20 protein-coding genes are annotated in these 25,507 nt (G+C 71.2%); 9 read left to right on the plus strand and 11 right to left on the minus strand.

Going from position 1 to position 25,507, the window contains the following annotated elements:
* Positions 1–112 precede the first annotated feature (112 nt).
* Complete coding sequence (locus tag ACIBI5_RS10715; RefSeq protein WP_397246763.1) at positions 113–1,003, plus strand: helix-turn-helix domain-containing protein; 891 nt, start codon at positions 113–115, stop codon at positions 1,001–1,003.
* Between the two features lie 105 nt (positions 1,004–1,108).
* Here the strand turns inward: ACIBI5_RS10715 and ACIBI5_RS10720 are convergent, their stop codons facing one another.
* The 4 genes from ACIBI5_RS10720 to ACIBI5_RS10735 all read right to left on the minus strand — a co-directional run bounded on the left by ACIBI5_RS10720 (position 1,109) and on the right by ACIBI5_RS10735 (position 4,761).
* The gene (locus ACIBI5_RS10720) at positions 1,109–1,747 is read right to left on the minus strand and encodes a hypothetical protein (RefSeq protein WP_397245433.1); all 639 of its coding nucleotides are present in this window, start codon (positions 1,745–1,747) and stop codon (positions 1,109–1,111) included.
* Positions 1,748–1,818: 71 nt separating this feature from the next.
* Positions 1,819–2,382, minus strand: a complete 564-nt coding sequence (locus ACIBI5_RS10725) for an AAA family ATPase (RefSeq protein WP_397245435.1) — start codon at positions 2,380–2,382, stop codon at positions 1,819–1,821.
* A gap of 207 nt (positions 2,383–2,589) precedes the next feature.
* Positions 2,590–3,816 (minus strand): serine hydrolase domain-containing protein, encoded by a 1,227-nt coding sequence (locus ACIBI5_RS10730; RefSeq protein WP_397246765.1) that lies wholly within the window; start codon positions 3,814–3,816, stop codon positions 2,590–2,592.
* A gap of 285 nt (positions 3,817–4,101) precedes the next feature.
* A complete protein-coding gene (locus ACIBI5_RS10735) occupies positions 4,102–4,761 on the minus strand; it encodes a helix-turn-helix domain-containing protein (RefSeq protein ID WP_397245437.1) in 660 nt (219 codons plus the stop codon).
* A 196-nt stretch (positions 4,762–4,957) separates the two neighbouring features.
* Between ACIBI5_RS10735 and ACIBI5_RS10740 the strand changes: the two genes are divergently transcribed.
* The 5 genes from ACIBI5_RS10740 (at position 4,958) to ACIBI5_RS10760 (ending at position 11,751) form a co-directional block, all read left to right on the plus strand.
* Entirely contained in the window at positions 4,958–6,184 is a 1,227-nt protein-coding gene (locus ACIBI5_RS10740; RefSeq protein ID WP_397245439.1) for a serine hydrolase domain-containing protein, read from the plus strand.
* Positions 6,185–6,364: 180 nt separating this feature from the next.
* On the plus strand, positions 6,365–7,804 hold the full coding sequence (locus tag ACIBI5_RS10745; RefSeq protein WP_397245441.1) for an alpha/beta fold hydrolase: 1,440 nt from the start codon (positions 6,365–6,367) through the stop codon (positions 7,802–7,804).
* A gap of 214 nt (positions 7,805–8,018) precedes the next feature.
* Positions 8,019–10,079 carry a DUF6421 family protein gene (locus tag ACIBI5_RS10750; RefSeq protein WP_397245443.1) on the plus strand — a complete coding sequence of 687 codons (2,061 nt, stop codon included), beginning with the start codon at positions 8,019–8,021 and terminating at the stop codon, positions 10,077–10,079.
* Complete coding sequence (locus tag ACIBI5_RS10755) at positions 10,076–10,705, plus strand: SDR family NAD(P)-dependent oxidoreductase (RefSeq protein WP_397245446.1); 630 nt, start codon at positions 10,076–10,078, stop codon at positions 10,703–10,705. The genes ACIBI5_RS10750 and ACIBI5_RS10755 overlap by 4 nt, the downstream gene beginning before the upstream one ends.
* Entirely contained in the window at positions 10,702–11,751 is a 1,050-nt protein-coding gene (locus tag ACIBI5_RS10760; protein WP_397245448.1) for a threonine aldolase family protein, read from the plus strand. Before ACIBI5_RS10755 ends, ACIBI5_RS10760 begins: the two co-directional genes overlap by 4 nt.
* 4 nt (positions 11,752–11,755) lie before the next feature.
* Here the strand turns inward: ACIBI5_RS10760 and ACIBI5_RS10765 are convergent, their stop codons facing one another.
* Together ACIBI5_RS10765 and ACIBI5_RS10770 are read right to left on the minus strand one after the other, a co-directional pair.
* Positions 11,756–13,150, minus strand: coding sequence for a phytoene desaturase family protein (locus tag ACIBI5_RS10765; RefSeq protein ID WP_397245450.1), 1,395 nt, complete (start codon positions 13,148–13,150; stop codon positions 11,756–11,758).
* Positions 13,147–13,755 (minus strand): DUF305 domain-containing protein, encoded by a 609-nt coding sequence (locus ACIBI5_RS10770; protein WP_397245452.1) that lies wholly within the window; start codon positions 13,753–13,755, stop codon positions 13,147–13,149. Before ACIBI5_RS10770 ends, ACIBI5_RS10765 begins: the two co-directional genes overlap by 4 nt.
* A gap of 117 nt (positions 13,756–13,872) precedes the next feature.
* Here ACIBI5_RS10770 and ACIBI5_RS10775 point away from each other — a divergent pair, with 117 nt between their 5' ends.
* Positions 13,873–14,580: a DUF3105 domain-containing protein gene (locus tag ACIBI5_RS10775; protein ID WP_397245454.1), complete on the plus strand. Its 708-nt coding sequence runs from the start codon at positions 13,873–13,875 to the stop codon at positions 14,578–14,580.
* Between the two features lie 2 nt (positions 14,581–14,582).
* On the opposite strand, the gene ald is transcribed toward ACIBI5_RS10775, so the two are convergent.
* On the minus strand, positions 14,583–15,698 hold the full coding sequence (gene ald, locus ACIBI5_RS10780) for an alanine dehydrogenase (RefSeq protein ID WP_397245456.1): 1,116 nt from the start codon (positions 15,696–15,698) through the stop codon (positions 14,583–14,585).
* A gap of 173 nt (positions 15,699–15,871) precedes the next feature.
* Between ald and ACIBI5_RS10785 the strand changes: the two genes are divergently transcribed.
* The gene (locus ACIBI5_RS10785; RefSeq protein WP_397245458.1) at positions 15,872–16,828 is read left to right on the plus strand and encodes an excalibur calcium-binding domain-containing protein; all 957 of its coding nucleotides are present in this window, start codon (positions 15,872–15,874) and stop codon (positions 16,826–16,828) included.
* Between the two features lie 17 nt (positions 16,829–16,845).
* Here ACIBI5_RS10785 and ACIBI5_RS10790 read toward each other — a convergent pair whose 3' ends face one another.
* Genes ACIBI5_RS10790 through ACIBI5_RS10800 form a run of 3 tightly spaced genes read right to left on the minus strand, consistent with a single transcriptional unit; the run spans position 16,846 to position 20,725 of the window.
* The gene (locus tag ACIBI5_RS10790; RefSeq protein ID WP_397245460.1) at positions 16,846–18,225 is read right to left on the minus strand and encodes an NCS2 family permease; all 1,380 of its coding nucleotides are present in this window, start codon (positions 18,223–18,225) and stop codon (positions 16,846–16,848) included.
* Between the two features lie 58 nt (positions 18,226–18,283).
* On the minus strand, positions 18,284–18,517 hold the full coding sequence (locus ACIBI5_RS10795; RefSeq protein WP_184970631.1) for an EF-hand domain-containing protein: 234 nt from the start codon (positions 18,515–18,517) through the stop codon (positions 18,284–18,286).
* A 9-nt stretch (positions 18,518–18,526) separates the two neighbouring features.
* Positions 18,527–20,725: a xanthine dehydrogenase family protein molybdopterin-binding subunit gene (locus ACIBI5_RS10800; protein ID WP_397245462.1), complete on the minus strand. Its 2,199-nt coding sequence runs from the start codon at positions 20,723–20,725 to the stop codon at positions 18,527–18,529.
* A 94-nt stretch (positions 20,726–20,819) separates the two neighbouring features.
* On the opposite strand from ACIBI5_RS10800, the gene ACIBI5_RS10805 reads away from it, so the two are divergent.
* The gene (locus tag ACIBI5_RS10805; RefSeq protein ID WP_397245464.1) at positions 20,820–22,298 is read left to right on the plus strand and encodes a PucR family transcriptional regulator; all 1,479 of its coding nucleotides are present in this window, start codon (positions 20,820–20,822) and stop codon (positions 22,296–22,298) included.
* 13 nt (positions 22,299–22,311) lie between these two features.
* On the opposite strand, the gene ACIBI5_RS10810 is transcribed toward ACIBI5_RS10805, so the two are convergent.
* Positions 22,312–25,134, minus strand: a complete 2,823-nt coding sequence (locus tag ACIBI5_RS10810; RefSeq protein ID WP_397245466.1) for a BTAD domain-containing putative transcriptional regulator — start codon at positions 25,132–25,134, stop codon at positions 22,312–22,314.
* Positions 25,135–25,507 lie beyond the last annotated feature (373 nt).

The following is a 25,507-nucleotide window of genomic DNA, read 5'->3' on the forward strand; positions in this document are numbered from 1 at the left end:
CATGGTGGCCTCGTAAGCGGCCGGGGAGGAAGGGAGCATCCTTCCTAGGAATGAAATGTCCTCCCAGGTCAGGGCAGGTGCCGTATCTGCCAGAGTGAGAGATGTGGAACCGATGAACCAGCAGCGGCGCGAGTTCGCCGCGTTCCTGCGCGCCCGCCGCGCCGAGCTCGCGCCACAGGACGTGGGACTGCACACCGCCGACCACCCACGCCGGGTCCCCGGACTGCGCCGAGAGGAGGTCGCCGGCCGGGCGGGCATCAGCAGCGACTACTACACCCGCCTCGAACAGGGCCGCCTGCCCGCACCCTCCGGCCGCGTCCTGGACGCGCTGGCCACCGCGCTGCTGCTGGACGCCGACCAGCGCGACTACCTGCGGCTGCTGGCCGGCCACGCCCCGGCACGGCATCGCCCGCATCGCCGCCAGAGCGTGCCCGCGCCGGTCCAGGTCCTGCTGGCGTCGCTGACGGCCATCCCGGCCCTCGTGCTCGGCCGCTTCATGGACGTTCTCGCCTGGAACCCGCTGGCCGCCGACCTGCTGACCGACTTCGGCGCCGTCCCGCCCGCCCGGCGCAACTACCTGCGCCTGGCCATCCTCGACCCGAACATGCGCGAACGCCTCATCGACTGGGAACGCACCGTCGGCGAATGCATCGCCTTCCTGCGCATGGACGCCAGCCGCTACCCCACCGACGAACGCCTCGCCACCCTCATCGACGACCTCAATCGCCGCGAACCCCACTTCCAGCACTGGTGGACCACCCACCAGGTCGCCAGGAACGCCATAGGCCGCAAGCGCCTGCACCACCCCACCGCAGGCGAGATCCACCTGCACTGGCAGGTCCTGACCGTCATGCAGGACCCCGACCAATACCTGGTCGTCCTCACACCCGCCGACCCCACCAGCGGCACCCGCCTCGCCACCCTCGCCGCGCCCCCGCCCGGACCACCTCAGCAGGCACCGGCAGATACCGAAACCCCCGGCCACCCCCCGTCCCACATGTAGCCGGCACCACCCTCGTCTCCACTTCCTGGCGAGTTGATCATCAGCCAAAGGTGTCCAGTGACAGAGAGGCCTGGACATGGAGCCCGATCAGGCACCGCACCAGCTCTAGCTCAGGTCGTCGTAGACGTCCCGGGTGATGGCGATGAGAGCCTTGGCCGTCTTCTGCTCGCTGAGGCCGGCGCCGTTGCCGATGGCGGCGGCCTGGTAGTGCCAGTAGTAGACCGTGAGGGAGGCGTTGCCCCAGCTGGACACGAGCACTCCGGTGGTCATGGTGAGATTGTTCGACGCCTCGGTTCCTGCCTGGTAGTAGAGGTGCGCGCGGTCGCCGACCCCAGCGACCGCGCGGTCGCTGGAGCCTGCACCGGAATTCCCCATGGCCGCCGACTTCTGGCTGTCGGCGTAGGTGTCCAGGTTGAGTTTCAGGCCGACCTCGGCGACGGCGTGGAATCCGCTCTTGCCAGCGGAGCCCGTGGGTTCATAGCGCCCCCGTCTGTCCAGGATGGGCTCGCCATCTCCGTTCTGGGTCCGGGAGTTGTCCTGGAGCTTGAGCGAGCAGGACGTCGCGGGGAGGTACTTGGCGAGGGTCTCCCGATCGAGGAGCTCACACCCTTCGGCGACGGTGGTGAACTTCGTGGCCGGCTTCGGGGCGGCCTGTGAGCTGCTGGGCGAAGCCTCCTTGGTGGCGTCCGTACAGGCGCTTGCCGCCAGCATGAGCACCGCTGCCACCAGTAACACTCGTTTCATAACGAACAGAGGTTAGCGCTTGTCATCGAGAGCGGATCCGGCTCCCTGCCGTATTGGCTACCAGTGCGCCTCTAGGAGGAAGAACGCGACACCAGGGCGCGATGGGGAGCTTCCCGGATGATGTGGTCGGCGCTCTCCTCGGGAGTAAGGTCCGCGGTGTCGAACCACCAGCCGGCATCGCCGAGCTCTCGCTTCATGCCGGCCTCGAGATCTTCGTATCCGTCGAAGGAGAACCGCTCCCGTGGGTCACGGATGGTGTTGCGGTACCGGCACACCTCGATGCCCGGTGCGAGAACGACGAACAGGACCTGCCGAGCTGGAAGGAGAGAGGCGAAGAAGTCCAGTTGCTCGCGGCTGGGGATCACCCAGTCGATCACAGGCGTGAAGCCGGCGTCGGAGAAGTTGTTCGCCAGCGTGCACAGGTTGCGGTTGCACAACTCGACCTGCCGCGCCGCCTCGTCGGCGGGCTCGCCGAGCGCCCCGACACGACCGCTGACGATCAGCCTGCTGATGAAGTCGCCGTCGAGCCGCGCCGCGCGCCGCAGGCGTTCAGTGACGAGCCTGGTCACCGTCGACTTCCCGGCCCCCGGCATTCCCGTCACGATCAGGCAGTCCGTCGTCCCAGCAGTGATCATGCCGGAATCGTGTCAGCCTGCCTGGTGATCGGCAATCGCCTTTCAGGTGTCCAGCCCCCGGGAGAACGCGCGTCAACGCCGTCGTGTGACGCGCCCTACGGCCGTTCTGGAGGTGGGAGCTCGCGGGGCCGGCGCACCACCCTCGGGGTGGAAGGTGAGAAGGAGCGGGGCTCCGCCGGGAGGGGAGCCCCGCGAGGGCCATGGCGGTTAGTCGATGGCCTGGTAGAGGGTGGTCCAGAAGTCGGTCATCAGCCGCGCCGGAGCCGGGACGGTGTAGCCGACCTGGGTGAGCAGGATGCCGGTGATCCCGGTCTCCGGGTCGGCGTAGGTGGAGGTGCCGCTGCCGCCGTCCCAGCCGAACTGGCCGATGGGGGCGAAGTCGCTGCGGTGGGTGCGCACGGCCATGCCGTACCCCCAGCCGCCCTGCTGGCCCTGGCCGAAGGAGATGTGCACGTTCTCCGTGGCCATGGCGTGCCTGGCCGCCTGCTGCTCGGGCGCGAGGCTGTTGGTGGTCATCAGTTGTACGGCGGGCCGCGACAGGATGCGCCGGCCGTCGTGCGTGCCGCCGTTGAGCAGCATGCGGAAGTAGGCGTGGAAGTCGTCGGCGGTGGAGACCAGGCCGCCACCGCCGCCCTGGAACGCCGGCGGCCGGCTCCAGCGTCCGCCCTCGGCCTCGTCCCACACCTGGAACTCGCCGGTCTGCGGGTCGGGGGCGTACAGGGTCGGCAGGCGGTCGATCTGGTCGGCGGGCACGTGGAAGCCGGTGTCCTTCATGCCCAGCGGCTCGAAGACGCGCTCGCGCAGGAAGTCCTCGAACGACCGTCCGCTGACCCGGGAGACGAGCACGCCGACGAGGTCGCTGCTGATCTGGTATTGCCAGCGCGCGCCGGGCTGGTGCATCAGCGGAAGTTCGCCCAGGCGGCGCATCCACTCGTCCTGCTCGGGCACCGGCGTCGGCAGGTTGGGCGTGAGCCCCCGCTCGAAGATCGCGCCCATGATCGGGGTGCCCAGGACGGTCATGTCCATGCCGAGCCCGAAGGTGGAGGTGAGCACGTCGCGGACGGTGATCGGCCGCCGGGCCGGGACGGTGTCGTCCAGCTGGCTGTCGATGCTCTTGAGCACCTGCCGGTCGGCCAGCTCAGGCAGCCATTCCTGGACCAGGTCGTCGAGCCGCAGCCCGCACTCGTCCAGCAGGACCATCGCCGCCGCGATCGTGACCGGCTTGGAGGTGGAGGCCATCCGGAAGATCGTGTCCCGGCGCATCGGCGCGCCGCCGTCATGGCGCATCGTCCCGATCGTCTCCACGTGCGTCTCATCGCCGCGGCTGACCAGGGCGACCAGCCCGGGGATCTTCCCGGACTCGACATGCCGCTCCAGTACCTCACGCACCCGGCGCAGGCCCGCCTCGGAGAAGCCGCTCTTACCGTGTTCCATCATCGATCCCCTTGCGTTCAGTGTTCGATTCGCCAGGCGCCGGGCCCGGAGGCCGCGATCGCCGCGCTGTTCATGAAGGAGACGATCGCCGACCACGTTGACACAGGGCCGTCGCCGTACTGACACGGCCGCTGACACGCCGCCGCTCAGTGGTCACAGGCGTGTCAAACCGCCCAAATGGCACCTAAGCATGGCATAAATGGGCGAAGTGACTGACGGCCGCGATCTCGCGGCTCCGCACGGGTGAAAGCTCCGCTGGCCAGCCGGATGGTTCGCTGGATCCCGTCACCTCAGGAGGGTGCGCCAGCGGCCTGCCGAATCCATGATGTCCAGGCTGACGCGTTCCAGGTAGGTCGCTGCCTTGGCCAGCCGTCGCCCTACGGGGCTGTCGAGCCCGTACCTCTCGGCCGCCGCCATCGTGGCCCGCGCCGACTCGAGCGTCTGCCGCTCGCTGATCATGATCGCGTGGTACCAGGCGTCGTCGTCGATCACGTAGATGTCGCGCCGCCGCCGCGGATCGCGCTCGCGCCGGATGAATCCCTGCTGGAGCAGGAAGTTCACGGCCACCGAGATGGAGGCCGGGCTGACCTTCAGCCTGTGGGCCAGCTCGGCCGCGGTGCGCCTGCCGTCCTCGGACAGCATCAGGTCGTGGTGCACGCGCGCGGTGATCCGCGGCATCCCCGCTCTGACCGCCCTCTCCAGGAGTTCCTCTTCCATCAGGCCGTCGGGCGGTGTGTCCGCCCGCGGGGGCGCCGGTGCGCTGCGTCGGGCTCGCTGGAGCGTCGCCTGATGTGCGTGCTGGGGCCGGTACCCGGTAGGACCTCCGTTGCGTGCGATCTCCCGGGTGATCGTCGAGGTCGGCCGGTCGAGCCGCCTGGCGATCTCGCCGTAGGAGAGCTTGTCGGCGAGTCCGGACGCGATGCGCTCGCGGTCCTGCTGGGTCAATCGTCCTCCTGGCATATCGACAGTGTTGTCTTCGCCGCCAGTCAATGCAACAGTCTTGCGTTCGAGCTCAGCGTCATTGCTCCAATATATGGCTTTCTAGCTGCACTTATGTGTTCCGTTTGATTGACACAATTTCGAATGCAACGTAGCTTTCGATCACCACAAGACGAGTACTATCGTGAATCGAGGAACGGCGATGAGTGAATCCCTCCCCACCGCCAAGAACACCGGAGGCGGAACGCCGAAGGCGGCGCCGCTGACCGGTGCGGACGGCGAAGACATGCCGAAGGCCACTGCCGGACAGGACCGCCCGGAACTGCAGCAGGCCATCCAGGCGATCGTCGACGCCGGATTTCTCGGTGTGCAGGCGCGCGTGAACGATGAGCGGGGCGAGTGGGCCGGCAGCGCCGGGCGGCGCAAGCTCGGCCAGAACGCCAAGCCGCCGGCGAACGGACGGTTCCGGATCGGCAGCAGCACCAAGCCGTTCGTCGCGACCCTGGTGCTGCAACTGGTGGCCAGGGGCAAGATCGAGCTGGACGGCCCGGTGGCCGACTACCTGCCCGCGTTCGAGCTGGACCGGGGGATCACCGCGCGAATGCTGCTGCAGCACACCAGCGGTCTGTACAGCTACACCGGCGAGTTTCGCGTTGACGGGTCGGTCGAGCCGGGGATCCCGGCGGGGGGCGCGGATTGGGCGGACGCCCGGTTCACGACCTATCGGCCGGAAGAACTGGTGCGGTTCGGACTGTCCAAGGGGCCGAGGTTCGAGCCCGGCGAGAGGTGGAGCTACTCCAACACCGGCTACACGCTGGCACAACTGCTGATCGAGGAGGTCACCGGCCACTCGCTCGCCGAGGAGATGAAACTGCGGATCCTGGGTCCGCTCAAGCTGCGTGACACGGTGCTGCCGGGCTCCTCGCCCGAGCTTCCCCGGCCGTACTCCCACGGCTACTTCCGCTACCAGGACGCCGCGGGGAAGGGGAAGGTGATCGACGTCACCCGCCAGAACCCCTCCATGACGGCCGCCGCCGGTGACATGATCTCGACCACCGAGGATCTGGCCACGTTCTTCTCCGCGCTGAACCGTGGCGAGCTCCTGCCTGCCGAACTGCTGGCCGAGATGCGAAGGACGGACCCGAGGAGCGCCGGCCCCTTCGGCGGGTACGGCCTCGGGACCTACGTGCAGGACCTGGGCCCGGACTGCGGCACCGTCCTCCATCACAACGGCAGCACCGCGGGGGGCTACGTGTCGGTGCTGTACGGCACGCCCGACGGCAGGACCACCCTCGCCGCCTCGATCACCTACGGCGACGCCGCGCCCGATCTGGCGGAGGCCTTCCCGAAGGCGCGGGACAACCTCCTCGCGAAGGTGTTCGGCGGCGGGCAAGCCGGACCGGCCGACGAGGCCAAGCCGACCCGGTAGACGCCCCGTGGACAGGCGGACGCACCGGAGTGCGTCTGGGAGCGGGCTCCCAGACGACAATCCTCCGCGCGGACGACGAGACCCGGTCCCGATCGGCGGAGGATGAAAGTCATGATCACACAAGGATCCCCTGGACATCCCCATGGGGGCGACGAGATCCGTGGCGCCGGGGTGGGTGCGGTGAAGAGGACGTTCGCGATCCTCGCCGCCACGGCGGCCATCGCGGCGCTCGCACCGGCGCCGGTCGCGGCGGCGGCCGAGGCCGGGCGGCTGACCTGGGGCGCGTGCTCGGACACGACACTTCCCGCGCCCACGGAGTGCGCGTCCATCGAGGTGCCGGTGAACTGGGCCGAGCCCGGCGGGCGGAAGATCCGGCTCGACCTGGCCCGGCTGCCCGCCACCGAGCCCGCCCGCCGGATCGGCAGCGTCCTGGGCGTGCCCGGCGGACCGGGAAACAGCGGCATCCCCGATCTGAAGTACGCCGCGAGGAATCTCAAGGAACTGGGCCGCCGCTTCGATCTCGTCTTCTACCGTCCGCGCACCAACCTCTGGTTCACGACGATGCCCACGATCTGCAAGAAGGCCGGCGTCACGCTGGAGGACCCCCGCAGCCGCAGGCGGTTCGACGCCCAGGCCGCCGCGATGGCCAAGGCGTTCCTCGCCTGCCAGAAGGCGGACACCACCGGACTGTTCGCCCACCTGGACAACATGGCGATGGCCAGGGACATGGAGGCGATCCGGGTGGGGCTGGGCGAGGAACGGCTGAGCCTCCTGGCCCACTCCTACGGCGGGGTGGCCTCCATCGCCTATGCCCGGCTCTTCCCGCAGCGGATCCGGGCCCTGTACGTCGACGGGGTGATCAACCAGGCCGCCGGATACGACGACCAGGCGCTCCGGATCTCGGCCGTCTGGGAGAAGAAGTTCGAGGAGTTCGTCACCTGGTGCGCGGACACGCCCGCCTGCGCGCTGCACGGCGAGGACGCCGGAGCGGTCTGGCGCGCACTCGTCCGAGCCGCCGACCGCAAACCGATCCCGGCCTCCTCTCCCCATTTCGGCGACGGTGAGATGACCGGGTGGATGCTCAGGCAGCTCGCCTTCCCCGCCGCCCCAGACGACGACCACGCGGCCTGGCTCACCTTCGCCGAGTCGGTCGACAAAGCGCGGCGCGGGGACGGGTCCGGGTTCGGCCCCTCGGTCCTCGGCATCCAGGCGTGGGCCTGGCCCGGCATCCTGGCGATGAACTGCGGCGACGGCCGCGGCTTCGCCGGCTACGCCGAACTGCGGAACTACCGGCGCACGGCGGAGAGGACCATGCCGAACCTCGGCTCCGTGCGGTTCGACGGCCCGGGGTGCACGGGCTGGCCGCTGAAGATCGCCAACCCTCCGCGCCCGCTCCCGCCGCACGGCCTCCCGCCGGTCCTGGGCGTGGGCACCACGTCCGGTGACGTGGAGACGACCAGGACCTTCACCCAGATGATCCCGGGTTCGGTGACCGTCGCCTACGAGGGACCCGGCCACGTTCTGTGGATGATGGGCAAGAAGTGCCCGATCGGGCACGCGACCGCGTACCTCACCGACCTGAAACTCCCCGCGCCCGGCACGACCTGCCCCGCCGAGTGATCCCCGGCGGTGGCCCCTTCGCGGGCGCGTAGAAGGCGCGTATGTCCGGGGACATCGCGGATGCCACCATCGGCGTGCCGCGGGCGCGGGACCGCCACCGCCACCACCATCGACGTCTTCGGTGCACACCCTCAGATCATGAAGGGACTAGCGTTGCACCCCCTCTAGTCGTGTATATTTTCCGTCAATAGGTGACTTTGGCAGGAGATATTTCATGAAGTCCTTCCCCAAGGTGCTCTTCGACGAGGCCCACAGCGAGTCGTGGACCATCCGGCGCGATGTCGCCGAGGCGATGAACCCCGGCCACCCCGACGACAACAGCTACGCGCGCGCCGCCGCCCAGCTGCGACACCTTGGGCACACGGTCGGCGCCCACACCACCGGCGCCCTCGACGCGGGAACGCTCCAGGACCAGGACGTCCTGGTCATCGCGCACCCGTCGGGCGAGCGCTGGGAGCGCACCACCGGCCACGGCAGCCCGGTCTTCTCCGCCGCCGAGCTGGACGCCATCACCGCCTACGTCCAGGACGGCGGCGGTCTGGTCGTCCTGGCCGAGGAGGAGCAGGACAAGTACGGCAACAACCTCGACGACCTGCTCGCCCGCTTCGGCGTGGCCGTCGAGCACACCACGGTCCGCGACCCCAAGAACGCCCACCGGGACGTCGCCACCTGGGTCCTGGCCGCGAAGAACACCTCTGACGGCCTGCTCGCGGGCGTCGGGGCGGCCTGCTTCTACCGGTCGGGCGTGCTGGCCGCCGACGGGGCCACCGTCCTGTTCGCGTCCTCGCCGTCCGCCACCCCCGCCGGCGCCCCGCTGGCCGTGGCGCGCGCGTACGGCAAGGGCCGCGTGGTCGTCTTCGCCGACTCCGACCTGTTCGGCGACGACTCCATCGAGGACTACGACCACCGCCGCCTCTGGGGCAACGTGGTCACCTGGGCCGCGCGCGTACCTGATGACGACCGGGCGGGAACGGGCACGGACGAGGCCAAGGCGGCCGGGTTCGCCAGGCTCAAGGCCACGGTCGAGGAGCTGCGCCCGCTGCAGGTCAAGGACGGCTCGGTGCCGGAGGAGAAGGAGCGGGCCAAGGAACTGGTCGGCTCGATCGCCCGTCAGGTGGGCGAGATGTCGGCGCACTTCCCCCACGACGCCGCCTACCTTCAGGCGGTTCAGGCCGACCTGCGCCAGTGGTCGGAGCAGGACCTCGGTGTCCCCGACTTCCTCGGGTCGCTGGAGCTCTTCCACCCCGACACCCAGCGCGTGGACGGGCTGGAGCACCTGGTGGTGTTCCCGATGTACACGCAGAACGGCAACCCCAACCGCAACGTCGAGGCCGTCTGGATCCGTACGATCTGGCCCGACTGGCTGGCCAGGCTGGAGGCCGGCGGCTACGACAACCCGATGTTCGTGCCGATCGCCTTCGAGGACTTCACCGCGGGCTACGACACCCACTCGGCCGTGCTGTTCCCCGAGACCGTCGCGGTACGGCAGGCGCCCCAGCGGTTCACCTGGGGCGGCATCTTCGCCGACCGCGAGGCGGCCAGGTTCCGGGCGGTCTCCGGCGCCGCCGCCGCCACGCTCAAGCTGGCCCTGCCCCCGGACGCCGCCCGGCTGCTGGACTCCCAGCAGCTCGCCCAGGACACGTTCGTCATGTGGGACCTGATCCACGACCGTACCCACAGCCACGGCGACCTGCCGTTCGACCCGTTCATGATCAAGCAGCGGATGCCGTACTGGCTCTACTCGCTGGAGGAGCTGCGCTGCGACCTGACCGCGTTCGGCGAGGCGGTGAAGCTGGAGAAGGACGGGGTGCCGCACGCCCGCTACGTGCAGCACGCGATCCTGTTCGACCGGCTGTTCCGCTTCCCGATCACCGGTGAGCGGGTGCGCAACTACGACGGGCTCGGCGGCCAACTGCTCTTCGCGTACCTGCACCGCAACGACGTCGTGCGCTGGACCGACAACCGGCTCACGATCGACTGGGAGCGGGTCGCCGACGGCGTCGCCGACCTGCGCGGAGAGGTGGAGAAGCTCTACCGCGACAGCATCGACCGGTCCAAGATCGCGCACTGGCTGGCGGCCTACGACCTGGTCAGCGCCTACGTGGAGCCGAACCCCGCCTCGACCTGGGCCAAGGGCATCCAGGCGCTGCCGGAGGAGCAGAAGGCCAAGGTGGACGCGGTCCTGTCGGACGAGTTCCCCCTGAGCATGTTCTACGAGGCGCTGCGCCGTAAGCTCGCAGACGTCGTCGAGAGCACCAAGGGGATCCGCGCATGATCATCCTCATCACCGGCGCCGCCGGGCCCACCGGCCAGGCGGTCGCCGAGTACTTCGAGAAGCAGGGCCACACCGTCGTCGGCGTGGACAAGGACGACGTCGACCTGCTGGACCGCGCAGCCGTACAGGCGCTGGCCGAGCGCATCGACATCGAGCACGGCCGCGTCGACGGGGTGGTGCACCTCGTGGGCGGCTGGCGCGGCGGGAAGACGTTCGCCGACACCGACCTGGACGACTGGAACCTGCTGCACGACCTGCTCGTGCGCACCCTCCAGCACGTCACGCTGGCCTTCGAGCCGCTGCTGCGCAAGAGCGCCAACGGCCGGTTCGCGATCGTCTCCGCCAAGGCCGCCGAGTCGCCCACCGCGGGCGGCGCCTGCTACGCCGCGGCCAAGGCCGCCTCGGAGGCGTGGACCAGGTCACTGGCCGACGCGCTCAGGGACACCGGCTCGGCCGCCGTCATCCTGGTGGTGAAGGCGCTGGTCAACGACTCCATGCGAGCGGCCAAGCCGGAGGCCGCGTTCAACGGCTTCACCGACGTGCGTACCCTCGCCGAGGCCATCGGCGGCCTCTACGAGCGCCCGGCCGCGCAGATCAACGGCACCCGATTGGACCTCACCACGTGAATCCCCGGCACGACCCCGAGTTGAAGGCGTTCGCGAGCGACAACTACGCGGGCGTCCACCCGGAGATCCTGGAGGCCATCGCCCGCGCCAACGGCGGCCACCAGATCTCCTACGGCGAGGACGTCTACACCGAGGCCCTCCAGGGCGTCTTCCAGCGGCACTTCGGCGAGCGCGCCCAGGCCTACCCGGTCTTCAACGGCACCGCCGCCAACGTGGTGTCGCTGCGCGCCATGCTCGACACATGGCAGGCGGTCGTCTGCGCCGACACCGCCCACATCCACACCGACGAGGGCGGCGCGCCGGAGGTGGCGGGCGGCATCAAGCTGTTCACCGTCCCCACGCCGGACGGCAAGCTCACCCCGGAACTGATCGACACCCAGGCGTGGGGCTTCGGCGACGTGCACCGCGCCCAGCCCGGCGTCGTGTCGATCTCCAACACCACCGAGCTCGGCACCGTCTACACCCCCGCCGAGATCACCGCGATCTGCGAGCACGCCCACGAGCGCGGCCTGAAGGTCCACCTGGACGGCTCGCGTCTCACCAACGCCGCCGCCGCGCTGGACGTGCCCCTGCGCGCGCTGACCACCGACGCGGGCGTGGACGTGCTCTCCTTCGGCGGCACGAAGATCGGGCTGCTGTACGGCGAGGCCGTCGTCGTGCTCAACCCCGACGCCGCCCGCGGAGTCGACTACATCCGCAAGACGTACATGCAGCTGTCGTCGAAGATGCGGTTCGTCTCGGCCCAGTTCGAGGCGCTGCTCGCCGGGGACCTGTGGTTGCGCAACGCCCGCCAGGCGAATGCCATGGGCCGCCGCCTGGCCGAGGCCGTGCGTGACATCCCCGGCGTCGAGGTGCCCAGGGCGGTGGAGGCCAACGCGGTTTTCGCCATCCTGCCGCCGGAGGTGACCGAGCGGCTGCAGAAGCGCTTCCGCTTCTACACCTGGAACCCGGCGATCGGCGAGGTGCGCTGGATGTGCGCCTTCGACACCACCGAGGCCGACGTGGACGCCTTCGCCGCCGCCGTACGCGAGGAGATGTCGGCCTGAGCCGTCAGGGGTGCTCGCGCAGAGCCAGGCGGGCGGCGTGGTAGCCGCCCATGCCGTGCGCCCCTCCGCCGGGCGGGGTGGAGGAGGAGCACAGGTAGACGCCGGGCAGCGGCGTGCGCCACGGCGCCGGTGACCACACGGGCCGCTTCACGAACTGGCCGAGGGAGCCGGTGCCGCCGTTGATGTCGCCGCCGACCAGGTTCGGGTCGAACCGTTCCAGGTCGGCGGTGTTCATCGTGTGCCGGGCAAGGACCCGCTCGCGGAAGCCGGGCGCGAACCGCTCGATCTGCGCCTCGATGGCGGCGCTCATGTCGGCCGGCGAGCCGCGCGGCACGTGGCAGTACGCCCACAGCGTGTGCCCGCCCCGCGTGGGGTCGGCCGCGTACGGCTGTACCAGCAGCACGTACGGCCGCGGCGAGTGGCGGCCCGCCGACACCTCGGCCTCGCTCAGCGCGATCTCCTCCAGCGTGCCGCCCAGGTGCACGGTGCCCGCCCGCGCCACCTCAGGGTCCCGCCAGGGCACGGGACCGTCGAGCGCCCAGTCCATCTTGAACACGCCCGGCCCATACCGGAAGCGCCGCAGTCGGTCGCGGTAGCCGGTGGGCGGCTCGGTCATCCGCAGGAACTGCCGGGGCGTCACGTCCAGCATCACGATCGGGGCGTCCAGCTCGCGCAGGTCGTGCACCCGGTGGCCGCTCACCGTGGTGCCACCGAGCCTTCTCAGCCGCTCCACCAGCGCGTCGGCCAGCACCTGGGAACCGCCTCTGACCAGTGGCCAGCCCACCATGTGCGCGCTGGCCGCGAGCAGCATGCCGTACCCGCTCGTGATCGGCGAACGCAGGTCGAGCATCGAGTGCGCGGCCATGCCCGCCAGCAGCGCCCGCCCCTCGGCGGTCCGGAACAGCGCGCGCCCGAGCACGGTCGCGGGCAGCGCCCCGAGCAGCCCGAACCGCGCCGCCGCCACCGGAGCCCTGGGCGCCGAGAGCGGCGACAGCAGCGTCTCCACGAGCGGCGCGCCCGCGCGGGCCGCCGCCCCGACCGACGCGCGCCACGCCGCCGCGTCCCGCCCCAGCCCTTCCGCGGTACGGCCGGCGTCGCGATGCACCAGCGCGGCCGGCCGGTCGTCCAGCGGATGGGCCACGGCGACCTGAGGCTGCGCGAACGGCACGAGCGTGGTCAGCCCCAGCGCCCGGAAGGCCGGCGAGACCAGCGCCATGGCCAGCACCGTGGCGCCCACGTCGTGGACGCGGCCGGGCAGCGTCAGCTCGGCCGAGCGCAGCGCGCCCCCGAACCGGCCGGCCGCCTCCAGCAGCAGCACCCGGCGTCCGGCGGCGGCGAGGGTGATCGCGGCCACGAGCCCGTTGGGCCCAGAACCGACCACCGCCGCGTCGTAGGTCACAAGATGGACGGCAGCGGCTGCGCCCCGCGATGCCCGAGCATCTCGGTCATCAACTTGATCTCGCCGTTCTGGCCGTCGATGATCTTCTGCGCCATGTCGGTCACCTCGTCGCGCTGCGACAGCGGCAGCAGCCCTCTGGCCATCTGCACCCCGCCCTCGTGATGGCGGATCATCAGCTGCAGGAACAGCACCTCGGCCTCTTTGCCCGACAGCCCCTTGAGCTTGTCCAGCTCCTCGCGCGAGGCCATGCCGGGCATCACGCCCGCCTTCACCGGCTGCCCGCCGTGCCCGTGGCCGCTCATCCACGCCATCGGCCGCAGGTCGGTCGTCTGGCTGAGATCCCACTGCTGCAGCCAGCCGAGGAACATGCCGCGCTGGTTCGCCTGGGTGTTGATGATGTCGAAGGCCAGGTTCCTGACCTCGGGGGCCGGGCCCTTGTCCCTGATCGTGAACGACATCTCCACGGCCTGGGCGTGGTGGGTGGCCATGTCACGGGCGAACCCGGCCTCCGGCGAGGTCTCCGAAGGAGTGCCTCCCCTGCCGAGGAGCAGGAATGCGGCAATGGCCGCGAGGGCGACCGCGGCGACGGCGATGAGCTTGTTCATGTCGCTTCCAGCGTACCCAGGGCCGGCGTGAGCTCGTCGTTAAGCTTCTTATTCTCCATATACGCCCGTAGGGCATAGGGTGACCCGCAGTTGGCATGCCGATGGAGGAAAATCGCGATGACGAAGGAGAAAGCGCAGGCGCGGCGCGAGCATCTGGAGAAGATGCGGGCCGCGCAGAGGCGTAAGGAGCGCCGCACCGCGTTCCTCATGTGGGGAGCGGGTGGCGCGGTCATCGTGCTGCTCGTCGGCGTGGTCGGCTTCTACCTGATCAATCAGTCCAGGGCCAGCTCCCTCGACGCCGTCACCAGCGTCAAGTACGAGGCCGGGCAGCACGTGTGGAAGGCGGTCTCCTACAAGGAGACCCCGCCCGTGGGCGGCGAGCACAACAACTACTGGCAGAAGTGCGACATCTACGACAAGCCCATCCACCCCGAGCACGCGGTGCACTCGCTGGAGCACGGCGCGGTCTGGATCACCTACCGGCCCGACCTGCCCAAGGCCGAGGTCGACGCGCTGAAGAAGGTCGCCGGTGAGACGGGCAACATCGAGTACATGCTCGTCAGCCCGTTCGCGAACCTGCCCGCGCCCATCGTGGCCTCCTCTTGGGGCCACCAGCTGAAGCTGGACAAGGCGACGGACGAGAAGCTGCCCGCGTTCATCAAGAAGTACCAGAACGGCAAGGACACCCCCGAGCCGGGCGCGACCTGCGGCGGCAACGACGCGATCACCACGACCGCGGACCAGCAGCCGCTGCCGCCCGAGCCGCAGCAACAGCAGCAGCCGACCGGCAGCCCCGCCCCGACGCCGTCGTCGTCGAACCAGTAGGGCTAGCCGAGCACGTCCTCGATGGGCACCCACTCCAGCCCGTGCGCCTCGGCCACGGGCCGGCTGGTGAGGTGCCCTTCGTGTGTGCTGAGACCGTGCGCCAGCGCCGGGTCCTCGCGCAGGGCCCGCGCCCAGCCCAGGTCGGCGATGGCCAGGGCGTAGGGGAGGGTCACGTTCGTCAGCGCGTACGTGGAGGTGTGCGGCACCGCGCCGGGCATGTTGGCCACGCAGTAGAAGATCGAGTCGTGGACCCGGTAGGTGGGATCGGCGTGGGTGGTCGGGCGCGAGTCCTCGAAGCAGCCGCCCTGGTCGATGGAGATGTCCACGAGCACCGAGCCGGGTTTCATCCTGCGTACGAGGTCGTTGGAGACCAGCTTCGGCGCCTTCGCCCCCGGCACCAGGACCGCCCCGATGACCAGGTCGGCCTCCAGCACCGCGAGTTCGACCTCCAGCGTGTTCGAGGCGACCGTCTGGCAGTGGCCCTGGTAGATGGCGTCGGCCTGGCGCAGTTTGTCGATGTTGCGGTCCAGCAGCAGCACCTCGGCCTGCATGCCGAGCGCGATGGCGGCCGCGTTCATCCCGGAGACGCCGGCGCCGATCACCACGACGTTCGCCGCCCGCACGCCGGGCACGCCGCCCATGAGCACGCCTCTGCCGCCCTCGGAGCGCATCAGATGGTAGGCGCCGACCTGGGGCGCGAGCCGTCCGGCCACCTCGGACATCGGGGCCAGTAGCGGCAGCGCGCCGTTCGCGGTCTGCACGGTCTCGTACGCGACGCCGGTCACGCCCGACTCGAGCATGGCGCGGGTGCACGGCTCGGAAGCCGCCAGGTGCAGGTACGTGAACAGCACCTGGCCCTTGCGCATCCGGTGATATTCCTCGGCCACCGGCTCCTTGACCTTCAGGACCAGGTCAGCCTCGGCCCAGACGGCGTCCGCGCCGTCCAGGATGAGCGCGCCGGCGGCGGCGAAGTCGGCGTCGGGGATCGCCGAGCCCGTGCCCGCGTCCCGCTCGACGAGGACCTGGTGGCCGTGCCGTACGAGTTCGTGGACGCCCGCGGGGGTGAGAGCCACGCGGAACTCGTTGTTCTTGATCTCGCGGGGTACTCCGACCTTCATGAGACCACTCTCGACTCGCCAGTCAAACAGAACTATCGACAATCTGTAATTGTTCTTCCATTCTTCCTCACACCATGGTGGAAAGTGGAGAAATTCCGGCTGATTACCCCGGTCCGGCTTGTCCTCGATAAGCTCACCGGCAGCCCGCGAACGCCAGGATGGGGTCGTCGTCCATGTCGATGGAGAATCCGCCGGTCTCCGACACACCGCGGCCTGAACAGCCGCAGGCCAGCAAGCTCACCACGATCGTCCTGATCGTCTCGCTCGTCCTGGTGATCGTGATCGCCGGGGTGCTGGGGGCGGTGGCCGTCCTCATGACGAGGAGCCCCGACGCCCCGCTGCTGGGCGCGGTGCCGCCGCTGCAGCTCGCCACCCCCATCCACTTCGCGCCCGTGCGCGAGTCGAAGGAAGCGCCCTGCCCCGGCGAGGAGGCGGTCCTGGACGAGCTCAAGACCACCTGCTACCTGATCGGCAAGGGCGTCACGGTCAACGCCGTGCAGCAGATCGAGACCGTGGCCGAGGACGACGGCACGTACTCGGTCCGCATCGCGATGGCGCCCGCCTTCAAGGCGCGGGTGGCCACGATCATCCAGGAGCTCGCCGGCGACCAGCGCCCGCTGGCCGTGGTGCTGACGCCGCCGAACGTCGTCGTGGCCGCTCCGTCCGTCCTGCAGGCGATGGACGGCGACAGCGTGAGCATCGGCCCGCTGCCGAAGGCCGAGGCCGAAGCCCTCGCGGCCCGCCTGGGCGCGGCCGGCACCGGCGCCCCCGGCACCGGAGCCCCGACCACGGGCCTGCCGGACACGGGGTCGCCGAACACCGGGGTGCCGGACACCGGGTCGCCCAGCACGGGGGCGCCCAGCACGGGGGCGCCGAACACCGGCACCGGCGCACCGAACGCGACCACGCCCCCCGGCACCGGCAACCCGACCGCGCCGGCCGCCAACACCCCGGTCGGCGCCAACCCGACCGGCGGCTCCCTGCTGCCCGCCAAGGACAAGCGCCACCCGTCCTGCAAGGAGGCGGTGGCCGCGGGTCTCGGCCCCTACACCAAGGGCCGGCACACCGAGTACACCTGGTACGTGGACAAGGACAACAACGGCACCGCCTGCAACTCCGCCGACCTCTGAGCCGCGCGGGCCCGTCGTCAGCCGAACAGCCCCTCCAGGGCCGTGATCCCGAAGTACGCCACGAAGATCACCGAGACCACCCAGAGCAGCCACGGGATCTCCCGGAACCGCCCGCGGGCCGCCTTGATCAGCGTGTAGGCGATCACCCCGGCCCCGACGCCGTTGGTGATCGAGTACGTGAACGGCATCAGCGCGATCGTCAGGAACGCCGGGATGGCCAGGTCCAGGTCCTCCCACGGAACCTTGCGCGACTGCGTCATCATCAGCGCCCCGACCAGCACGAGCGCGGGCGTGGCGGCGGCGGGCGGCACCACGGCCGCCAGCGGCGTGAACAGCAGCGTCAGCCCCAGCAACGCCCCGGTCGCGACGCTCGCCAGACCGGTACGCGCCCCTTCCCCGACCCCGGCGGCCGACTCCACGAAGACGGTGTTGGCCGAGGCGCTCATGGAGCCGCCCACGACGCCGGCGACGCCGTCCACGGTGAGGATGGCGCCGAGCCGGGGCACCCGGCCCCGGGCGTCGACCAGGCCCGCCTCGTCGCTGACCCCGATGATCGTGCCCATCGCGTCGAAGAACCCGGACAGCACCAGCGTGAACAGCACCACGGTCGCGGTGACCACGCCCGCCCGCGCGAAGCCGCCGAACACGTCCACCTGCCCGACCAGCCCGAAGTCGGGGGCCGCGACGAGCGACTCGGGCAGCCGGGGCACCACGATGCCCCAGGTCTTGGGGTCGATGACGGCCAGCGCGTTCACGACCACGGCCACGATCGTGGTGACGACGATGCTGATGAGGATGGCGCCCGGCGTCTTCCTGACGTACAGGACGATCATGAGCAGCAGCCCGAAGCAGAACACCGCCACGGGCCAGCCGGTCAGATGGCCCGTCGCGCCGAGCTGTACGGGCGTTCCGGTGCCGCGTCCGACGAAACCGGCGTCCACGAGGCCGATCAGGGCGATGAACATGCCGATGCCGACGCTGATCGCGTGCTTGAGCGCCAGCGGGATCGCGTTCATGATCAGTGTGCGCAGCCCGGTCACGGCCAGGATGATGATCACGACGCCTTCGAGTACCACCAGCCCCATCGCCTGCGCCCAGGTCATGAACGGCGCCGCCTGGTAGGCCACCACCGCGTTCAGCCCGAGCCCGGCCGCCAGCCCGAACGGCGCGTTGCCCGCCACGGCCATGAGCAGCGTGCAGATGGCGGCGGCCAGCGCCGTGGAGGTGGTGAGCTGGGCGATGGTGAGCTGCGCGCCGGTGACGTCCTTGGCGCCGCCCAGGATGATCGGGTTGAGCAGGATGATGTAGGCCATGGCCATGAACGTGGTGATGCCACCGCGTACCTCACGGCCGACGGTCGTCCCCCGCCCGGACAGCTCGAAGAAGCGGTCGAGCACAGCGGTCCCCCTAGCGATCAAGGGGGATTGCCGGTTGCCTACCCGGCGGGGGAGCCGGTCATGCCTTCTCGTGCCGTCCGCCGCCGACCATGGCGACGAACTCCTCCAGTCCGATGTGCCCGTCCCCGTCCTTGTCCGCCGATCTGATGAACAGCTCGATCTCGGTGTGGTCGAGGCCGTGCGTCCCCAGTGCCTCGTTGACCTTCCGGATCTCCTCGACGGTGATGACGCCATCGCCGTCGGTGTCGAATCTGGCGAATTCTTCTCTCGCCTCAGCCTCGATGTTGCTCATCCGGACAACCTATAGGAGCGCTATCTCCTCGGGCCGGATCGGCACCCGGGCAAGCGCCAGGCCGGTCGCGTCGCGCACCGCCGCCGCGATCGCGGGCGTCGAGGACAGCGTCGGCGGCTCACCGGCCCCCCTCAGCCCGTACGGCGCGGCCGGGTCGGCGTTCTCCAGAATCTCCAGCCGCATCGGCGGCATGTCGAGGATGGTCGGGATCAGGTAGTCGGTGAACGACGGGTTCACCACGCGCCCGTCCCTGACCTGGATCTCCTCCATGAGCGCCAGCCCGAGCCCCTGCGCCGTGCCGCCGTGGATCTGCCCCTCCAGCGCGAGCGGGTTGAGTATGCGCCCGACGTCCTGCACCGCCGCCAGTTCCACCACCTTGACCAGCCCGAGCTCGACGTCCACGTCCACGACCGCCCGGTGCACGCACAGGGCGAGCTGGGTGTGCGAGTCGCCCTGCCCGGTCACCGGGTGCAGCGGGTACGTCGGCCGGTGCCGGTACTCCCGCGTCTCCTCGATCGGCCCGAACTTCTCCAGCGCCGCCCGCGCCTCCAGACCCTGGAAGCGCGCCCGCACCGCCTCGCACGCCGCCTTCACCGCGCCGCCGGTCACGTAGGACTGCCGGGAGGCCGACGACGACCCCGCGGAGCCGACCGCCGTGTCCGCCGTCGCCACGGTGACGTCGTCGACGCCGAGCTCGGTCCTGGCGATCTGCGCCTGTACGGTCACCAGCCCCTGGCCGACCTCGGCGGCGGCGGTGTGCACGGTGACGTGCGGCTCGCCGTTGACCAGTTCGGCGCGGACCCTGGCCGTGGAGTAGTCGTCGAAGCCTTCGGAGAAGCAGATGTTCTTGATGCCGACGCCGTAGCCGACGCCCCGCCGTACCGACTCGCCGTGGGTGGTCTGTGAGACGCCGCCCGGCAGGTCGCGCAGGTCGGCGCGGTCGTCCGCGGCGGCGGGCAGCGGCATCGACTCCAGCGTGCGCAGCATGTCCGCCAGCGGGGCCGGCGCGTCGATGAGCTGGCCGGTGATGAGCCGCGAGCCCTGCGAGACGGCGTTGCGGACGCGGATCTCGACCGGCGACAGCCCGCAGGCGGCGGCGAGCTTGTCCATCTGCGACTCGTAGGCGTAGCACGCTTGCACGGCGCCGAAGCCGCGCATCGCCCCGCAGGGCGGGTTGTTGGTGTAGACGCCGGTGGCGACCACCCGCACGTTCGGCACCTCGTACGGGCCGACGCCGAGCGAGGCCGCGTTGCCGACGACGGCCGGGGAGGAGGAGCAGTAGGCGCCGCCGTCCAGGAGGATCTCGGCCTTGACGTAGACGAGCCTGCCGTCGCGGGTGGCGCCGTGCTCGTAGCGCATCCAGGCCGGGTGCCGGTGCACGTGGCCGAAGAACGACTCCTCGCGCCCATAGGACATCTTGACCGGCCGGTTCAGGCGCAGTGCCAGCATGCAGGCGTGGACCTGCATCGACAGGTCCTCCCTGGCGCCGAACGCGCCGCCGACGCCCGACAGCGTGAGCCGTACCCGCTCCGGCGGCAGGCCCAGGCAGGGGGCGAGCTGGTCGCGGTCGACGTGCAGCCACTGGGTGGCGATGTAGAGGTCGACGCCGCCCTCGCCGTCGGGCACCGCCAGCCCGGACTCCGGGCCGAGGAAGGCCTGGTCCTGCATGCCGACCTCGTACTCGCCGGTCACCACCACGTCGGCCTCGAACGTGTCGCCGGCCGTGACGGGCTGCCTGCGCAGGATGTTGCCGCCGGGCTGCACGTGCGGCTGGCCCGGATCGTCGGCCGCCGCCCTCGGATCGGTGACCGCGGGGCGCGGCTCGTACTCGACGGAGATCGCCGCCGCCGCGCGCCGCGCCGTCTCCGGATGGTCGGCCGCCACCAGCGCCACCGGTTCACCCTGGTAGCGCACCTGGTCGATGGCGAGCACCGGCTGGTCGTGGTGCTCCAGGCCGTAGAACTTCTCGCCCGGCACGTCCTCGTGCGTCAGCACCGCGTGCACGCCCGCCATCCGCAGCGCCGGGCCCACGTCGATCGACCTGATCCAGGCCGAGGCGTGCGGGCTGCGCAGCGTCACGCCCCAGACCATGCCGTCCAGCCACAGATCGGACGCGTACGCGAACTCGCCCGTCACCTTCAGCGTCGCGTCGGGCCGCTGCGCGCTCTCACCGACGCCCTGCCGCGCCGTGCCGACCGTCTCCGTCATCTTCCGAGTACAGCACCGGCCCGCGCGGACGTCCTATGCGCGACAGGTGAAATCACGGTCAGCGGTTGGCGGGCGCACTTGTATATTCCTCCAAGTGCGCATCAGTGACTTGCTGGAGATCCCGGAGCTGCGCCTCAACCTGCTCACGGGCGACCCGTCCGCCGAATTCGGCACCGTGCACATCACCGACCTGCCCGAGCCCGGCCGCTACCTGTCCGGCGGCGAGCTGGTGCTCACCGGCATGCTGTGGCGCCAGGGCCCCGGCGACTCGCCGCGCTTCGTCGCCGCGCTGCGCGAGGCGGGCGTGGCCGCGCTCGGCGCCGGGCAGGCCTGGCTCGGCCACATCCCCGACGACCTCGTCGCCGCCTGCACCGCCGCCGGACTGCCGCTCATCGAGGTTCCCACCGAGGTCTCCTTCCGCACCCTCAGCGAGATCGTCGTGCCGCGCCTGTCGGGCGACGTGCGCGAGGAGCTCGGCCGCCACCGCCGCATCGTCGCGGCCGTCGCGGAGGGCGCCGACCTGCCCGAGCTCGTCGCCCTCACGGCCGCCGAGCTCGGCGTGACGGGCGCGGTCGTCTCCGCCTCGGGTGAGCTGATCGCCGGCACCCTCGACGATCCGGTACGGCTGGCGCGCGCCTACCTGGCCGCGTCCCGGCTGCCGTTCACGACCGGCGGGCACACCGTCTTCGCCGTCGGCCGCGGCCACCGCGCCGCCGGGTGGGCCCTCGCCTGCGACGGCGACCTGCTCGACCGGGCCGACCTCGGCTACGAGCTGGCCGCCTGCGTCGCGCTGGAACGCATCCGCATGGACGCGGGCCGCCGGGTGGAGCGCCGGCTGGCCGGGCAGCTGATCGCCGCCGCCCTGACCGAGAGCGACGCCGCCGAGCTCAACGCCGGGCTGCGTACCTGCGGGATCGACGCGGCGGAGCCGTACACCGTCGTGAACGCCACCGCGACCGGCGCGCAGGGACGCGACCCCGACGCCGTGACGCTCGGCGGCCAGGTGATCGAGGAGCTGCTGGGGCGCGAGGTCGTGGCTGCGGCCGGCGCGGACGGCGCGATCGCCGTCGTGCCCCTGCGCGGGCGGTCCGTGAGCGACCTGGCCGACCGGCTGCGCGCGGGCATGGACGTGCTGTCGTCGCTGCCGGGCACCGGCGTGTGCGCCGGGCTCAGCAGCGCGCTGTCCGGGGCGGCGGGGCTGCGCGGCGGGGTGACGGAGTCCGGCCATGCCCGCCGGCTGGCCGAGACCCGCGGCGGCGGCGTCGTCACCAGCGCCGAGATCTACACGCACGGGCTGCTGCTGGCCACCGTGCCGGCCGACGTCAGCCGCTCGTTCGCCGCGAGCCTGCTGGGGCCGTTGCGCGACTACGACCGCCGGCACCAGTCCGACCTGATCCGCACCTTGGGGATCTTCCTCGACACGGCGGGATCGTGGCAGCTGTGCGCGGAGCATCTGCACGTGCACGTGAACACGGTCCGCTACCGGATCAAGCGCGTCGAGGAGCTGACCGGCCGCGACCTGTCCACGATGCCGGACCGCGTCGACTTCTACCTGGCGCTGCGCGCTCCTTGATCAGGCGAGTCGATCAGGAGAGGCCGGGCTCGGACATCCCGGGCACGCCCAGCGCGGCGTGGACCGCGGCGCGTTCGGCGTCGGCCTCGTCCGCCCAGGGCGACGGGCCCAGCGCACGGGCCAGCGGGGCCGCCCGCTCGACATGGTCCAGGGCGTCGTCGAGCCGGTCGATCTCGCGATAGGCGCGCGCGAGCCCGGTGAGGCTGCGCAGCTCCCCGATCCGCCGGCGCGTGTCGTGCTCGAACCGGACGCTCTGCTCCAGGTGGGTGACCGCCTCCAGCGGGCGGCCCTGGTCGAGGCAGACCTCGCCGAGCAGGGTCAGGATCGAGCCCGCGTGCAGAACGTCCCCGTCGCGCGTCGCGCTGTCCAGCGCCTCGGTGAACATGGCGTGCGCCTCGGCGAGCCGGCCCAGGCCGCGGTGGCTCTCGCCCATGACGAGGTGGGCGTACCTGATGCCGATGTCCGAGCCGATCTCCGTGGCGATGGCGAGCTGCGCCTCGGCGAAGCCCAGGGACCTGTCGAAGCGTTTCCACGTCACGTAGAGGTTGCCGAGGTTGCCCAGGGCGCGCTGCTCGGCGAAGCGGTCGCCGAGCCGCCGGGCCAGCGCGAGCTCGGCCTCCCGATGCTCGGCGGCCTCCGGCAGGCGGCCGAGCATGACGAGAGCGCCGGCGAGGTGGCCGTGCGCGTACAGTGCCAAGGCCGGTTCCCCGAGCCGCTCGGCCACGGCCAGCGCCTGCGAGTTGCAGCTCAGCAGGTCGGCCCTGCGGTAGGAGGACGACTGGAACCACATCAGCGCGAAGGCCAGGTCCACGCCGAGCCGGGAGACCTCCTCGTCCACGCAGGACATGGCCTGCGACGCCGCGGCGAGCAGGTTGGCCTCCTCCTTCGACAGCCACTCGTACGCCTGGTCCCGGTCGTCCAGCCGGACGGGCACGCCCTCGACCGGGCGGGCGACGGGCTGGACCCGGTGCGGGTCCAGGAGCACGCCGGCGTGACGCGCGGAGACCACGTAGTGGGTCAGGGCCCTGATCACGGCCTCGCGCGCGCCGTCCGGCTCCAGCCCGGCTGCGAACAGGCGCACCAGATCGTGCAGGTGGTAGCGGCCGGGACCGCCGCGCTCCAGCAGATGGGCATGGGCGAGCCGCTCCAGGGCCGCGTCGGCCTCCACGTCGGGGCGATCCAGGAGCGCCGTGGACACCTCCGAGGTCACCTCGGGCACGTGCAGGGCGCCGAGCAGCGCCAGCAGCCGGGCCGCGGCGCGGTCGCGCGCCTGCTCGCCGCCCGCCAGCGCCGACCAGCTTGAGGCGAGGCTGGAGTGCACCGTCAGCTCGCCGATGCGCAGCTCGTGCAGGCGCCTGCGCTCGTCGCTCAGCCGCGCGGCCAGGTCGGCGACGCTCCAGCCGGGGTGCTCGGCCAGCCGCGCCCCCGAGATGCGCAGGGCCAGCGGCAGCCCGCCGCACAGCCGGGCCAGCAGGCCGGTCTGCTCCGGGTCGGCCAGCACGCGACGCTCGCCCGCCAGCACGGCCAGCATGGCGGCCGAGTCGTCGGCGGAGAGCGCGCCCAGCTTCAGCTGGCGGCAGTCGTCGCCGGCGATGAGCGTCTCCCGGCTGGTCGCGACCACCGCCGTGCCCAGCGGCGTGGACAGGACGGGCTCGATCTGCTCCAGCCCGGTGGCGTCGTCCAGGACGATCAGCACCCTCCTGCCGTCGATCCGGCCGCGCCACACGGCCGCCGCCTCGTCGAGGTCGCCGGGCACCGCCTGGGGCGGCGTCCGCATCGCGCGCAGCAGGCGGCCCAGCACCTCCAGCGGGGTCAGCGCTGCGACCCCGTGTGTCTTGCCGCGCAGGTTGACGAACAGCTGCCCGTCCGGGAAGTCGTCCTTGACCTGGTGGGCCACGTGCAGCGCCAGCGCCGACTTCCCGATCCCCGGCGGCCCGGAGATCGCGGTCAGCGGATGCGGCGGGCCCTCGCGACGCGGCGCGAGCACGTCCTTCAGCCAGGCGACCTCCTCGGAGCGCCCGACGAACCCGACGAGCGGCCGCGGCAGCTGGCGCGGCGCCCGCCCGGATACGGCGGGCCGCCCGCCCAGGATCAGCTCGTGGCAGCGGCGCAGGTCCTCACCCGGGTCGGTGCCCAGCTCGTCGGCCAGGATCCGCCGGCCTTCCGCGAAGATCTGCAGCGCCTCGGCCTGCCGGCCGCACCGGTGGAGCGCCAGCATGAGCAGCTCGCGCAGCCGTTCGCGCAGAGGGTGGCGCGCCAGCGTCTCCCGCAGCGGCGGCAGGGCCCGCGCGGGCTCCTCCAGCTCCAGCAGTGTGTGCGCCCCGTCCTCGACGGCGGTGGCGTGAAGCTCCTGGAGCCGGGCGCGCTCGTTCTCGGCGAACGGGCCGGGCACGCCGCTGAGCGGCTGGTCCTGGTAGAGCTTCAGCGCCCGTTCGATGAGGACCAGTGCCTCGGCGTGCTCGCCCTCCTCCCGCAGCAGCCGCGCCTCGTCGAGGAGGGAGGAGAACAGGCGGGCGTCGACGCGGCGGGGGTCCAGGCGCAGCGCGTATCCGCCGCCCGCGGCGACGATGAGCGTGGACGGCTCGCGCGGTCCTCTGGCGGGTTCCAGCGCATGGCGCAGCCCGGCGACGTAGGTGTAGATGCTCTGCTGGGCGGTTCGCGGCGGGCCGGCGCCCCATAAGCCGTCGATCAGCGAGGGGATGGAGACGGCGTGGGGCGCGCGGGCGGCCAGTATGGCGAGGAGCGCCTGCCGGCGCGGCGGACCGGGGTCGAACGGCCCGGCCGCGGTGGAGCCGCCGACCGATCCGAAAAGACGGATGCACACGTCCTGGGTCACGCCGCGCCTCCCCGTGGATCGTTCGCCGTCCTCCATGGAGACTAATCCGCGGGCGCCGGGCGCCGTGTAGAGGAAATGTAGACGAGTGTCCTAGGCTCGTGGAACGCCGCGAGCGTGGGGCCGTGAGCGTCTGCTTGTCCGCCCGTGCGGGGCGAGTCGTTGCGGCGACCCGCCCCGGGCCGTGCGGCAGCTCATGTGCGGCAGCTCATGTGCGGATGCGAGAGCGGAGCGACTAGCAACAGCCGATGACGTCAATAGCCTTGGCCATAAGGGACGAATCTCGTACCTTTGCCAAAGGAGACGAATCTGCCAGGCTGGCCGTAGCATGTCCTCCAACGGCTAGTAAAGCCAGGACGACAGCAGTCACGGACAG

The organism is Nonomuraea sp. NPDC050540, from assembly GCF_044457485.1.
Lineage (GTDB): Bacteria > Actinomycetota > Actinomycetes > Streptosporangiales > Streptosporangiaceae > Nonomuraea.